The following is a 14,294-nucleotide window of genomic DNA, read 5'->3' on the forward strand; positions in this document are numbered from 1 at the left end:
CTCAAACCCCCTTCGCGGTCTGCTCTTGCGCCGTGTCATCGGCGCGGGCGGGATCAAAATCCATTGGTTCGGGATTGGCACGCTCGCCGCTGGTAAAGGCAATACGAGCCAAGGAATAGAGCATCAGCATCACCGCCCCCAGCACCGTCAAGAAGACGCCCAGATCAAAAAGAGCCGCTGTTGCCAGTTCGAATTCCTCAATGGGCGGGAAATGGAAATACCCAAAGGCAGAGGTTAGGAACGGCGTGCCCGAAAGCCACGCGCCCATCCCCGTCATGCCTGCAATCACCACGCCCCAACCAATCAAGCTGTGATATTCGAATTTTTGCCGCTCCTGCGCCCAAGCAAAGCCTGACGCCATATATTGCGTCAAAAGCGCAATCGACACGATCAGCCCCGCAACAAAGCCACCACCCGGTTGGTTATGGCCGCGCAAGAACATGTAGACCCCGACCATCAACACGATAGGCAGCATCACGCGGGTTGCGACAACCATCATCAACGGGTGACGATCACGCGACAAATCCCCACGATCAGGGTTCGCGTTGCGCCGCAACCGCCGCCCCACAGGGCCAGAGAGCAGCGCCTCCATCAATGCATAGATCACCAGACCCGCAATACCCAGAACGATGATCTCGCCATAGGTGTCGTAGCCACGAAAATCGACCAAGATCACGTTTACCACATTGGTGCCGCCGCCGCCGGTTTTGGAATTGGCGAGGTGGTAATGCGAGATTGACGAAAAATCCCGCAAGAGGAACGCCATAGACAAGGCCGCAACCCCAACACCCGCCGCAATCGCAATCGCACCATCGCGCATGCGCAAAGCGGGGCTGCTTTCGGTCGGAGTGTATTTCGGCAAGAAATGTAGCGCGATCAACAACAGCAAGATCGTCACCGTCTCAACCGAGATTTGCGTCAGCGCCAGATCAGGCGCCGAGAGGTAGACAAAGGCACCAGAGACACCCAGGCCGATAATACTGATCAAAATCAGCGACAAGAACCGCTTGCGGTGGTTCAAGACAACAAGCGCCGTTGCGATCACCATGGCCACCCACCCCGCTGCGGCTATCGGGGTGATTGGCAAAGCCTCGCGCGTGACAGGGCCGATACCCGCGCCGCTATATGCGATGTAGCCTGCCGCCAAAATGGCAACCACGAAGATTGCCAAATAGCGACTGATCGCGCCATTGTGCAACGCCCCGTTAAGGGCCGACATGGCCCGCTGAACCGCGCCATAGAGAGCATCAAAAATCACTTTCGCCTCAGGGCGCGGCACCGCGTTCCAAAGACGCTCAAGCTTGTCATGCAGGGCGAGCAGGATCAAACCACCGACCACCGCGCCGATGGACATAAACAAGGCGGGCGTGAAGCCATGCCAAATCTTGAGGGCGTAATAGGGCAACTCTCCGCCGATGACCGCCTGCCCTGCCGTGGCCACCAAAGGCCCCGCAATCAGCGCAGGGAAGAGGCCGATCAAAACAACGAAAACGACCAAGAAGGCGGGCGCGGCCCACATCCCAAATCCTGGATCATGCGGCATATGCGGATAGTCATCCCGCTTTGGCCCAAAAAAGACATGAACGATCAAACGGAATGAATAGGCGACCGAGAATAATGCCCCCAAGGTTGCGAATACTGGCATCACCCAATGCGCCCCCGCCCAAGGGGTATGCACCGCCGCCTCAAGCATCATTTCCTTGGACAAGAATCCGTTGAAAAGCGGGATCCCTGCCATAGACAACGACCCAATCACCGCAATCACCGCGGTGATGGGCATCAGGTGACGCAAACCGCCAAGTCGCTTGATATCGCGGGTATGGGTTTCATGGTCGACAATCCCCACGCTCATGAACAAAGCGGCCTTAAAGGTCAGGTGGTTGAGGATATGAAACACCGCCGCAACAGCGGCAAATTTCGTGCCCATCCCCAAGAGCAAGGTCAAAAGGCCCAAATGGCTGACAGTCGAGAAAGCCAACAATGCCTTTAGGTCATCTTTGAACAGTGCGATTTTCGCGGCCATCACCATCGTGATCAAACCTGTCGTGGCCACGATGTAGAACCACTCAGGCGTGCCTGCCAAAACGGGCCACATCCGCGCCATCAGGAAAATGCCCGCCTTCACCATGGTTGCCGAATGCAGATAGGCTGACACAGGTGTGGGCGCAGCCATCGCGTGGGGCAGCCAGAAATGGAAGGGGAACTGCGCGGATTTTGTAAAGGCGCCAAGCAAGATCAAAATCAGCGCGGGCAAATACCAGTCGGAAGCGCGGATCGCATCGCCTGCCTGCAAAATATCCGTCAGGTTATAGCTGCCTGCAATCTGGCCCAAAATGACCAATCCCCCGATCATGGCCAAACCACCCGCACCCGTGACAGCCAAAGCCATACGCGCGCCTTGGCGACCTTCGGGCAGGTGTTTCCAATAGCCAATCAGCAAGAAGGAGGAGAGCGAGGTCAACTCCCAGAAAATCAGCAAAAGCAGGATATTGTCAGACAAAACGATGCCGAGCATCGCGCCTTGGAACAGCAGAAGATAGGTGTAAAACTGGCCCATCGGGTCTTTGTCCGACAGGTAGAACCGCGCATAAAGCGTGATCAACAGGCCCACGCCCAAGATCATGCCCGCAAACATCAGGCCCAAACCATCAAGGAAGAATGCCATCTCCAAACCCATGGCAGGCAGCCAAGGGATGGAATAGGTCAAAACCTCGCCACGAAATACCGCAGGGGCAAGCGTGCCCAACATAATAAGCGCCAAAGCCGTGGGGATCGCGGTAAATGTGGCGCAAGCATTGCGCCCCGCGCGGATCATCAACCCCGGCACCAAGGCGCCCAAAAACGGTAAAATGGCAATGATAGGCAATATCTGGCCTGCGCTGCTCATGTTACTTCCCTGTTCTAGGCGCATCTTGGGTGATGCGCGATTATGCTGTCTCAATCTGCAAAGGCTTTGCGGGAAAGGTCAATATCTGACACCCAATTAACGGCGCATTTTCTGCGTCCGATAGAGAATGCGCGTGAAAAACGCCAAGATATCGCCCCAACCTGCGCCAACCTGCCATGAGCGCATAATGGGAAGGTCACACTGACCGCTGCCCGTTCCTTTTGCCTTCTTCGGTGGTCTCAACTTTCTGTGAGGTGATCTAGAGCCCGAGATATGGTTCTGCAAGAGGTGGGCGGCTCATTTATGTAGGATTTCGGAAGGATTGGCTGCCACAGGGCTTGAGATATTCTGTCCGATATGGTCTGACTTGCCCTGCTAAACTCGGGGATTACCAAAAGGCCAGTGCATCGACCATGCAACCTACAGCTATGAGCGCGAAACACGCAATTTTGACCTGTTGCGATGAAGCTTCGGGATGGAATGCTGCCTTTTTGATGTCGCAGTTGCGTCAGCGCACAGATACGCGCAGCTGCGTCTATTATGTGTTTACCGACCGCGCCCTCTCGGCCAGCACATCCGCTATGATCAAGCGTTACGCCACCTTGATCCGCTGCGAAGATGTCTTTGATTTGGACGAATTTGCCCCCGATGGCCCCGATGGCGCCCCAAACCCCGCGCGGGAAAGTTTCCTTGTTCTCTTCGCGCTTGAGACGTTGACGCGGATTCACAGCAAGGTGCTGTTTGTCGATAAGTTCAGCTTTGCCTTAGGGGATGGGTTTGATGCGCTGTTCTCTTATCCCTTCACCGCCCCAGCGGCAGCTGTGCGCCATATCTCATCATGGACATTGGCAGAGAGCGACAAAATCCCTGCCCCGTTCAAAGATCGCATGCCTGCGGGGTGTGAACGGGCGCTCAGCCCTGCTTTGCTGCTTGTGGATGCCGCGCAATTTTCAGAAACGGGCATCGGGCAAGCCGCAATTGCCGATTTACGCAGCGAGGGCGGCACAAGTTTCAGCGCCTTGAACGTGGCCTTCGCGGATCGTTGGCAAGAGCTTGCGCCAAGATGGAATTGGCCGATGACGGAACAAATGGCCATTATTGGTGCGATGCGACCCTTACAGCTTGTGAATTTCTTGGGCGGGCGGAAACCATGGTCAGATAATATCGGCTTTTTTGATGTGAAATATCTGACCGAAATCACCGCCTTTCTCACCTATGAAGAACGCGAACAAGATTTGCAGATGATCCGCAATAATGGGTTTCAACCGCATAGAGAGCGGCGCCGCCTGCGCTTTCTTGAAGGGTGGTCAAGCAATCTGGTGCAAAGCTATGACCAGATCAAAGACTATATTGACCGCGAAGATTTCATTGATGGCGGCTTTTCGCCCGCATCAAAACTTGATCTTACCTCTGACCTCGCAGCAGAGGATGATCAAACGTCTTGAGGCAGACGCAACAATGCCACAGCATCGCGTGCCAACGGATGCAATCGGCCAGCCTGTGACGGGTCACTCACCAGATGCGCGAAATCAGCGCGCATCTCTGGCCCCCAAAAATCGTTCAGATGGGCCGCAACACGTTCGGCCAAGTCATCGCCTTTTTGGCTTTCGAAAAATGTGGCGATCTGGTTCGCCATCGTAATCAGCTTATCCGATGCCATAGTGATCTATCCTTGTTCTATCCGCTCGGGATGCGTGAAAATTTCAAATTGACCTTTGCGCGCCAATGCCGCCACGCACAGACCCGCCTGATCTGCAACATCCAAGGCCAACGCGGTTGGTGCGGAAACCGCGATCAGCACGGGCGCGCCTGCGATAACGGTTTTTTGCACCATCTCAACCGAGACGCGGCTGGTGATCACAATCGCGCCCGCAGTCGGATCAATATGTGCCGCCCCCATCGCGCCGATCAGCTTATCAAGCGCATTGTGCCGCCCGACATCCTCGCGCGCCAAGACAATGCCCTGTGAGGGCTGAAAAAAACCCGCCGCGTGAACCGCATGGGTTTCATCGTGCAAAGGTTGGTGCCCCCGCAAGGCCTCCGCCGCGCCCAAAAGCGGGGTGAGGGGCAAAGGGGCTATATCGTGCGGTAAGGGCGCGATATCCCGCATCGCTTGCGCAAGGCTGTCAATACCACACAGCCCACATCCCACAGGGCCCATCATCGAGCGCCGCCGCGCCTGCAAGGCCTGCGATTGCGCGGCATCAAACCAAAGCCGCGCTTCAATGCCTTCACCCGCCTCGTGGCGGACAATCTCAATCTCGCGAATATCGGCATCGCTTGCGATAAAGCCTTCGGTCTTGGCAAAGCCCCGCGCGAAATCTTCGAGATCACGCGGGGTGGCCATCATGACCGCTTGCGTGCCCCCATCAAAGACCATGGCCACAGGGCATTCTTCGGCCAAGGCACGATCTTCGGACGTCAGGCCGTCACGGGTGGCTTTTACCACCGCGCGCGCCAAGGGGGCCGCAGCCATGGCTATTCCGCCGCTGGCAGGATACGCCGCGCCGCCTTGGCCTGCGCCTCATAGCTTTCTTGCCATTCAGTCGGGCCATTTGATTGCGACACTTGTACCGCTGTCACCTTATATTCAGGGCAATTCGTGGCCCAATCCGAGAAATCGGTGGTGATCACATTGGCCTGCGTCTGCGGGTGGTGGAAGGTTGTATAGACCACACCTGGGCTGACGCGATCAGTGATCTTGGCGCGCAGGGATGTCTCGCCTGACCGCGAGGCCAGCTTGACGTAATCGCCCTCCTTGATCCCGCGTGTTTCTGCGTCATGGGGATGGATTTCCAACACATCCTCCTCATGCCAGACGGTGTTTTCCGTGCGCCGTGTCTGCGCCCCCACATTATACTGGCTCAAGATACGCCCTGTGGTCAGCAAAAGCGGGAAGCGCGGCCCTGTGCGCTCATCGGTGGCAACATATTCAGTCAGAATAAAGCGCCCCTTGCCACGCACAAACCCATCGACATGCATCAATGGCGTGCCCTCTGGGTTTGCCTCATTGCACGGCCATTGCACGCTGCCTTTTTCCTCAAGCACCGCATAATCAACGCCAGCAAAGCTTGGGGTGGTGGCGGCAATTTCCTCCATGATTTGAGACGGGTGCGTATAGTTCCACCCAGCCCCCATGGCATTGGCCAAGGCTTGCGTTACTTCCCAATCAGCCATCCCTGCCTTTGGCGCCATGACTTCGCGCACGCGGTTGATGCGGCGCTCAGCATTGGTGAAGGTGCCATCTTTCTCAAGGAAGGTTGAGCCAGGCAAGAAAACATGGGCGTAATTCGCAGTTTCGTTCAAGAAAAGATCATGCACGATCACGCAGTCCATCGCGGCCAAGCCTGCCGCGACATGTTTGGTATCTGGGTCAGACTGAAGGATATCTTCGCCTTGGCAGTAAAGCCCTTTAAACTTACCCGCCACTGCCGCATCCAACATATTGGGAATGCGCAGGCCCGGCTCTGGGTCAATCTCAACACCCCAAGCTTGTTCAAAAATAGCGCGCACATCGGCGTTTTTGACATGGCGATAGCCCGGCAATTCATGCGGGAAAGACCCCATATCACACGAGCCTTGCACGTTATTTTGCCCACGCAGCGGGTTCACACCCACCCCTTCGCGGCCCACATTGCCCGTAAGCATCGCCAAATTGGCGATCCCCATCACTGTGGTCGAGCCTTGGGAATGCTCCGTGACACCCAAGCCGTAATAAATCGCCCCATTACCGCCCGTTGCATATAGGCGCGCTGCGGCGCTGAGTTCCGCAGCAGGCACACCCGTCAAGGCCTCAACCGCCTCGGGGCTATGGCGCGGGTCAGAAATAAATTCTGCGTAATCCTCGAACTCATCCCAATCGCAGCGCTCGCGGATATAGGCCTCGTTCGCAAGACCTTCGGTGACAATCACATGGGCCATGGCCGTAACAACCGCCACATTGGTGCCTGGTTTCAACGGCAGGTGATGCGCGGCCTTGATATGGGCGGATTTCACCAGATCAATGCGGCGTGGGTCGATCACGATCAGCTTTGCCCCTTGGCGCAGGCGCTTTTTCAGACGGCTTGCGAAAACGGGGTGGCCATCGGTTGGGTTGGCCCCAATCACGACAACCACATCCGCATGTGCGACCGAGTCAAAATCTTGCGTCCCTGCCGATGTGCCAAAGGTCTGGCCCAAGCCATAACCGGTTGGCGAATGACAGACCCGCGCACAAGTGTCGGTGTTGTTATTGCCGAACACCGCACGCGCCAATTTTTGCACAAGGAAGGTTTCTTCGTTCGTGCAACGGCTTGAGGTGATCACGCCGATGGATTTCTGGCCATACTTCGCCTGAATGCCCCGCAGTTTTTGCGCGGCGAAGCCAAGCGCCTCCTCCCATGACACTTCACGCCATGGCTCGGAGATGTCATCGCGGATCATCGGGTTCAAAATGCGGTCTTTATGGGTGGCATAGCCATAGGCAAAGCGCCCCTTCACGCAAGAATGCCCGCGATTGGCCTTGCCATGTTTATAGGGCACCATCCGCACCAATTGATCGCCATTCAATTCTGCTTTGAACGAACAGCCCACACCGCAATAGGCGCATGTGGTCACGACCGAGCGTTGCGGCGTGCCCAATTCGATGACAGATTTTTCCTGCAAGGTTGCCGTTGGACAGGCCTGCACGCAAGCACCGCATGACACGCAATCCGAACTGAGGAAATCATCCAACGGGCCGCCCGCAGATACACGGCTGTCAAACCCGCGCCCTTCGATGGTCAGGGCAAACGTGCCTTGCACTTCCTCGCAGGCCCGAACACAGCGGTTGCAAACGATACATTTGGAGGGGTCATAGGTGAAATAAGGATTGCTTTCATCCTTGGGTAAATATTCGGGGTTGAGATCCCCATTGGTGTCACGCGCGGTGAAATGGTTGGCGATAGTCGCCCCTTCGGTCGCACTATAGCGCACATCGCGCAATCCAACCGCGCCCGCCATGTCCTGCAATTCGCAATCGCCATTGGCGGCACATGTCAAACAATCAAGCGGGTGATCGCTGATATACAATTCCATCACCCCGCGGCGCAGTTTGTGCAGCTTGGCGTTTTGGGTATGAACCACCATACCTTCGGCCACGGGTGTCGTGCAGGAGGCGGGCGTGCCGCGCCGCCCCTCAATTTCGACAACGCATAAACGGCAAGAGCCAAAGGCCTCAAGGCTGTCTGTGGCGCAGAGCTTGGGGATCGACAACCCCGCCTCGGCTGCGGCGCGCATAACGCTTGTGCCCTCTGGCACAGTAACCGCCACACCATCAATCGTCAGACTGACAGGCGCGCCCGTCTTAGCGGGCGTTCCCATGTCGCGGTCATCCCAAGGAATGATAAAATCTTTCATGGATCAAAACCCTCCTATTCCGCGGCCTGATTGGCGGGGGTGGCCCCAAATTCATCTGGAAAATTCTGAAGCGCCGACATGACCGGGTAAGGCGTGAACCCGCCAAGCGCGCAGAGCGAGCCGTCTTTCATCGTCTCGCATAGATCGGTCAACAAGGGGATTGCGGTCGCATCCCCCGCGGCAATGCGCTCGATGGTTTCCACCCCGCGTCTTGCCCCAATGCGGCAGGGCGTGCATTTCCCGCAAGATTCCACCGCGCAGAATTCCATCGCAAACCGCGCCATCTGAACCATGTCGGCGCTGTCGTCAAAGACGACCACGCCCGCATGCCCGATTAGCCCACCTTGCCCATCAAATTCCTCATAGGCAAAAGGCGTGTCGAATTTGGACGGGGGCATATAGGCACCCAAGGGGCCGCCCACCTGAACCGCTTTGACGGGCCGCCCCGTAGCGGTGCCGCCTGCAATCTCGTTGACCAATTCGCCCAAAGGCATCCCAAAGGCGGTTTCAAACAACCCGCCACGGGCAACGTTGCCTGCAATCTGGATTGGCATCGTCCCTTTAGATCGACCAAGGCCGAAACTGGCATAATGCGCCGCACCTTTTTCGAAAATCACGGGGATCGTTGCCAAGGACAGGACGTTATTCACAACGGTTGGCCGCCCTAGAAAACCCTCTAAGGCGGGCAGCGGCGGCTTGGCGCGCACAACACCGCGTTTGCCCTCAAGGCTATTCAAAAGCGATGTCTCTTCGCCGCAAACATAGGCCCCTGCCCCCACACGGATCTCAAGATCAAAGGCTTTGCCTGATCCCAACACATCGTCACCCAAAACGCCTTCGGCACGGGCGATGGTGACCGCCTGTTCCATCACTTCAATCGCATCGGGATATTCGGAACGGATATATACAAACCCGCGCGTGGCCCCTGTGGCCAGACCTGCAATCGCCATGCCTTCAATCAAGCAGAAAGGATCCCCTTCCATGATCATCCGATCCGCGAAGGTTCCGCTATCCCCCTCGTCTGCGTTGCAAACGATGTATTTCTGAGGGCCTGCCGCCTCTGAGACAGTTTTCCACTTGATCCCAGTCGGGAAGCCTGCACCACCACGCCCGCGCAATCCAGAGGCGATCACCTCTGCGACAATGTCAGCGGCACACATGGCAGAGGCACGAGACAGTCCCACAAGGCCACCGTGAGCGCGGTAATCCGACAAGCTGAGCGGATCAATCAAACCGCAGCGCGCAAAAGTCAGACGGTTTTGCTTGGCAAAAAACGGAATATCTTCGACAGGGCCGAGCGTCTCGATCTTGCCTGCCAGAAGATCCTCGACTTGATCCGCGGCAATCGGGCCGTAAGCCAAACGGGTGCCATTTTCTTCGATCTCGACCAGAGGTTCTAGCCAGATCATCCCGCGACTTCCGTTGCGGATGATCTGCGCCTCTTCCCCACGCGCCATAAGCGCATCGGCCAAAGCAGCCGCAACCTCATCAGACCCAAGCGCCTTGGCGGCGGCATCGCGGGGGATGTAAATCTTTTTCATAGGCCCGCCTCCGACAAGGTTTTGCTGATTTTTTCTTCGGTGGCGCGACCGATCAATTTGCCATCCAGCATAGCCGCAGGCGCACAGGCGCATAGGCCCAGACAATAGACAGGCTCAACCACCAATTTCCCATCGGCGCGCGCCTGCCCCCAATCCAGTCCAAGCATCGCCAGAATGCGATCAGACAGCGCCTTGCCGCCAACAGCCTGACAGGCCTCAGCGCGGCAGATTTTCAAGCTGTGCCGCGCGGACGGCGCTGTGCGAAAATCATGATAAAAGCTGATCACCCCGTGCAATTCCGCGCCTGTGATGTTGAGCGCATCGCAAATGATCGGGCGGGCCGCTTCAGGAATATACCCAAATTCCTCTTGTAAGGCATGCAGCATGGGCAGCAGAGGCCCCTCCATCCCCATATGGCGCATCACAATCGCCGTGATGTCTTGATCATTCGCATCAGCATGGTCGCGGGGCATGGCCGTCATCCTTTGGTCGTGAGGATCGCGCACATCCACGCTTAAGCGCGCGCGCGATGCCCGACCAATGCCCGAGGTATAATTCCGATTCAATATCAGTATTTCGTCAAACGATAGGCAAAATCTATCAATTAGCCTCGCCCGCCATCTCGCGCGCAACGCGTAAAAGGCTTCGGAAAACGGGGGTATAAGGCTCTTGATGGGGGGCGATCAAACCCACCTCAGGGCGCAGCGCCCCATCTTCCAACGGGATCACCCGCAGATCATGGCCAATGGCAAGGAACTGCGCCATGGGTTGCGGCAAAACTGTCAGCGCACCTGCCTCGATCACATGGCTCACCAGAACAATGGTCGAATTGCTTTCGACAACCGATTTTGGCTCGAGACCATGCGCCGCGAAATTGCGGTTCAAGATCCGCCGATTTTGCATATCAGGGGTCAGGAGGCTCAGGCTCATCCCCTCGAGCGCGGCCCATGCCACTCGGGTCTGTGCCGCAAAAGGGTGATCTGATCGGCACAGAACCGCGTAATTTTCACGATAGAGCCCCGTGCTCACCATGCGTCCCAAAGGCTCATTGTCCAAATAGGTCACACCCGCATCTGCATCGAGATTTTCCAACAGCTTGAGGATTTCGGCGGACGAACGGGACAGAATAGAAAAACTGACATTGGGATGCGCGCGCGAAAAGCGGCTGACCAGACGCGCGGCTTCGGTCAATGCGGTCGGGATCACCGCAAGGCGCAAATGGCCCGATAACCCCTCGCGGCTATAACGCATTTCTTCACGCAATTGGCGGCTATCGCCCACGATACGCCGCGCCCACTCCAATGCGCGTTGCCCCTCAGGGGTCAGACCGCCAAAGCGTGACCCGCGCTGCACCAGCTTCACCCCAAGCTGGTCTTCCAGTTGCTTGATCCCTGAGGACAGGCTTGGCTGAGTAACCCCCAACAATTCAGCCGCACGGCCAAAGTGTTGGGTTTTGGCCAAAGCAAGCAGCATTTCCAATTTTTGGATCATAGGCACGTCCTATCAATTTCCACAAATTCTATCGCAATATCAGATCAAAAAAAAGGCCGCATCGGCATATCCAATGCGGCCTTAATGATGTGATCTTGCGCCAATCAGCTTGGGCTGAGGCCCCTCAGGCGCTCTGATCTGCGGCGCAAAAGTTCGACTGTGGTCAAAAGCAGGATAGAGATGGTCACAAGGATCGTGGCCGCCGCCAAAATCGTTGGCGAGATTTGTTCGCGGAGGCCCGTGAACATCTGCCAAGGCAGGGTCTGCTGCTGCGCTGAACCAACAAACAGCACCACGACAACCTCGTCAAACGAGGTGATAAAGGCGAACAGACCGCCTGAGATAACACCCGGCAAAATCAGCGGCATCTGCACACGGAAGAAGGTGGTCACAGGGTTGGCGCCCATATTCGCCGCCGCCCGCGTCAGCGACCGATCGAAGCCAACAAGCGTGGCGGTCACTGTGATGATCACAAAGGGCACGCCCAAAACGGCATGCGCCAAGATCACTTTCACATATCCCACGAAGGACTTGTTCAGACCCAAGGTCAGTTCCAACCAATTACCAAGAGGGGCGTAGAAAAAGAACATCCCTGTCGCTGAGATGATCAAAGGCACGATCATGGGCGAGATCAAAACCGCCATGATGGTTTGACGCCCAGGCACATGTGATTGCGACAAACCGATGGCCGCCAATGTGCCAAGACTAACCGAGATAACAGTCGCAATCGGCGCAATGATCAGCGAGTTTTTCAGCGGCTGCATCCACTCATCCGTGGTCAGGAAATCGCGGTAATGCTTCAGCGAATACCCCTCGGGGTCAAAGGCCAGCATTTCGGGCGTGAAGGTAAAGAAATCCTGCGCGTTAAACGACAGCCACATCACGGGGAAAAGCGGGGCGATCAGAAAGAAGAAGATCAGCCCACAGATAAACAGGAAACTGTTATGCCAAAGGGTCTGCCCGCCTGTGTAATAAATCGGCACGCCTTTGCGATAATCGCCTGTGTCGATCCAGAAGACGAACCATGACAGAACCGCGCCCACAAGGCCTGCTGCGATCCCGCCTCCCAAATTGGTGGCGAAAAGACCCGCGGCAAAGAAGATCGCAATCACACCAAGGCGCGCCATCATCCGCTTTTCAGCCATAGGGTGCAGCAAGGCTGCCAATACGGCCCCAATGACAGCGCCCGCAACAATTCCCATGAGCGGATTTCCAAAGGATGTGCCTGCGATATAGCCAAAGGCCGCTGACACAGCCGCAGTCAGGGGTGCCGTGAACCCCCAAAGGGAGGGGCGCTTGAGCGTAAGTTTCAGCGATTGAGCCATAATCTCAGCCCCCCAATTTCACGTTATCAATGCCGACAATGCGGTCATAAAGCCAATACAGCGCCAAGACCAAGGCCAGAAGGATCGACCCCAAAGCCGCCGCCAAGCCCCAGTTGAGCGAGGATGAAATATGATAGGCAATGCGGTTTGAGATAAAGACACCATCTGTGCCACCCACGATTTCAGGCGTGATGTAATAGCCAATCGCCAAGATGAACACGAGGATCGACCCCGCCCCAATCCCTGGAACAGATTGTGGGAAATAGACCCGCCAGAACGCTGTCCAATTGGTCGCGCCAAGACTTTTGGCCGCGCGAAGATAAGACGACGGAATGGTTTTCATCACCGAATAAAGCGGCAAAATCATAAAGGGCAGCAAAATATGCGTCATCGCAATGATCGTGCCTGTCGAGTTATTCATCAAAATCAGGCGGTTTGCATCATCGACAAATCCAAGCCAGACAAGGATTTCATTGATCACGCCTTGCTGTTGCAGCAGCACTTTCCACGCACTGGTGCGCACCAAGAGCGATGTCCAGAACGGCAGAAGAACAAGGATCATCAATACATTGGCGCTGCGCACGGGCAGGTTGGCCAAAAGCCACGCCACGGGATAGCCCAAAAGGATACAGGAACCCGTGATGATCAAGGACATGATCATCGTACGAATGAACAGTTTGATATAAAGCTGCTGGCTTTCAGGGCGGGCATTCACACCCTCAAGCCCCTTTTCCATATCAATCGCGTTGAGGAAATAGCCTGTGGTGTAATCAGGGCTGTAAATCTTGATCGTTTGCCAGTTTTCCGTATCGCCCCATCCATCATTTTCTTCGATGAATGCGGCGCGGAAATCAATTTGCGGCAAGCTTGGCAGGGCTGCAATCGCATTGGCCAATGGGCCTGCGCCCGCCCCTGTGTATGAGGCCAGCGCGGACACTGTATCAGCGCGCGCCAGATCAAGCGCCAAGGCCGCATATACTGCCTCCCATGGGTCTTCTTCGGAAACCACATCCTCATCCGCAATGGCGGTATAGATGGCCCAGTCACTATAGGCGGCGGCGGTTTGGGGCAGAAGTGCTGCCATCTCACCCGATAGGGTAAACTCAATATCGCCTGCAAACCCCTCGCCCACCATATTCGCCCAGAGGGCCCGGCGGGCTTCGATCACATCTTCGCCGCCTGTGCCAGACAGCATCTCATACCATGTGATCCCATCCTTGAAGGCAGGATCTGCATCTTCAAGCCAATCTTGAAAAACCTCGCCAATATCATCAACGCCCCGCCCTGTGGTGCGGAACATCGAGGATAGGCCCGTGCGTTCATAATTTAGGCGCGAGCCAAGTTTGGTATGTTCCTTGGCCTCGGCAGCGCGGAAAATGTCGAAAAATAAGGCTTGGAACACGGTCTCATCTGGCAAGGTGCCGTCTTGGCCGTCCCAAGAGTCAAGCGCTTCAACCGTTTCGGGAAGCGTGCCAGATACAATTTGGTTTTCTACCGATCGAAACAACATCGAGCCGATCGGGACAACAAATGTCAAAACAACAAAGGCCAAAAGGGGCGCAATCAATATCAGCGCACGCAGCTTTTGACGTCTGAGGGCACGGGCGAGGCTCGTCTTGAGGGGGGTTCCATCCGCCGCCAGCATCGGGCCTGAATTGGTGGTGTCGCTCATCC

At 56.3% G+C, this 14,294-nt stretch carries 10 protein-coding genes; 1 reads left to right on the forward strand and 9 read right to left on the reverse strand.

Features of this window, described 5'->3' with window-relative positions; translation table 11 throughout:
• Position 1 precedes the first annotated feature (1 nt).
• Positions 2-2,887 carry a monovalent cation/H+ antiporter subunit A gene (locus I3V23_04410; protein QPI86222.1) on the reverse strand — a complete coding sequence of 962 codons (2,886 nt, stop codon included), beginning with the start codon at positions 2,885-2,887 and terminating at the stop codon, positions 2-4.
• A 428-nt stretch (positions 2,888-3,315) separates the two neighbouring features.
• On the opposite strand from I3V23_04410, the gene I3V23_04415 reads away from it, so the two are divergent.
• Positions 3,316-4,332, forward strand: coding sequence for a hypothetical protein (locus tag I3V23_04415; GenBank protein ID QPI86223.1), 1,017 nt, complete (start codon positions 3,316-3,318; stop codon positions 4,330-4,332).
• Here I3V23_04415 and I3V23_04420 read toward each other — a convergent pair.
• From I3V23_04420 to I3V23_04455, 8 genes are all read right to left on the reverse strand, one after another.
• On the reverse strand, positions 4,320-4,547 hold the full coding sequence (locus I3V23_04420; protein ID QPI86224.1) for a formate dehydrogenase subunit delta: 228 nt from the start codon (positions 4,545-4,547) through the stop codon (positions 4,320-4,322). The genes I3V23_04415 and I3V23_04420 overlap by 13 nt on opposite strands.
• Before the next feature lie 6 nt (positions 4,548-4,553).
• Positions 4,554-5,363, reverse strand: a complete 810-nt coding sequence (fdhD, locus tag I3V23_04425) for a formate dehydrogenase accessory sulfurtransferase FdhD (protein ID QPI86225.1) — start codon at positions 5,361-5,363, stop codon at positions 4,554-4,556.
• Between the two features lie 2 nt (positions 5,364-5,365).
• Positions 5,366-8,263 (reverse strand): formate dehydrogenase subunit alpha, encoded by a 2,898-nt coding sequence (gene fdhF, locus I3V23_04430; protein ID QPI86226.1) that lies wholly within the window; start codon positions 8,261-8,263, stop codon positions 5,366-5,368.
• Positions 8,264-8,277: 14 nt separating this feature from the next.
• Positions 8,278-9,804, reverse strand: a complete 1,527-nt coding sequence (locus I3V23_04435) for an NADH-quinone oxidoreductase subunit NuoF (protein QPI86227.1) — start codon at positions 9,802-9,804, stop codon at positions 8,278-8,280.
• Complete coding sequence (locus I3V23_04440) at positions 9,801-10,277, reverse strand: formate dehydrogenase subunit gamma (protein QPI86228.1); 477 nt, start codon at positions 10,275-10,277, stop codon at positions 9,801-9,803. The genes I3V23_04435 and I3V23_04440 overlap by 4 nt, the downstream gene beginning before the upstream one ends.
• A 127-nt stretch (positions 10,278-10,404) precedes the next feature.
• A complete protein-coding gene (locus tag I3V23_04445) occupies positions 10,405-11,295 on the reverse strand; it encodes a LysR family transcriptional regulator (protein QPI86229.1) in 891 nt (296 codons plus the stop codon).
• A gap of 104 nt (positions 11,296-11,399) precedes the next feature.
• Entirely contained in the window at positions 11,400-12,620 is a 1,221-nt protein-coding gene (locus tag I3V23_04450; GenBank protein ID QPI86230.1) for an ABC transporter permease, read from the reverse strand.
• A 4-nt stretch (positions 12,621-12,624) separates the two neighbouring features.
• Positions 12,625-14,292, reverse strand: a complete 1,668-nt coding sequence (locus tag I3V23_04455; protein QPI86231.1) for an ABC transporter permease — start codon at positions 14,290-14,292, stop codon at positions 12,625-12,627.
• Positions 14,293-14,294 lie beyond the last annotated feature (2 nt).

The organism is Rhodobacterales bacterium HKCCA1288 (genome assembly GCA_015693905.1).
Taxonomy (GTDB): domain Bacteria; phylum Pseudomonadota; class Alphaproteobacteria; order Rhodobacterales; family Rhodobacteraceae; genus M30B80.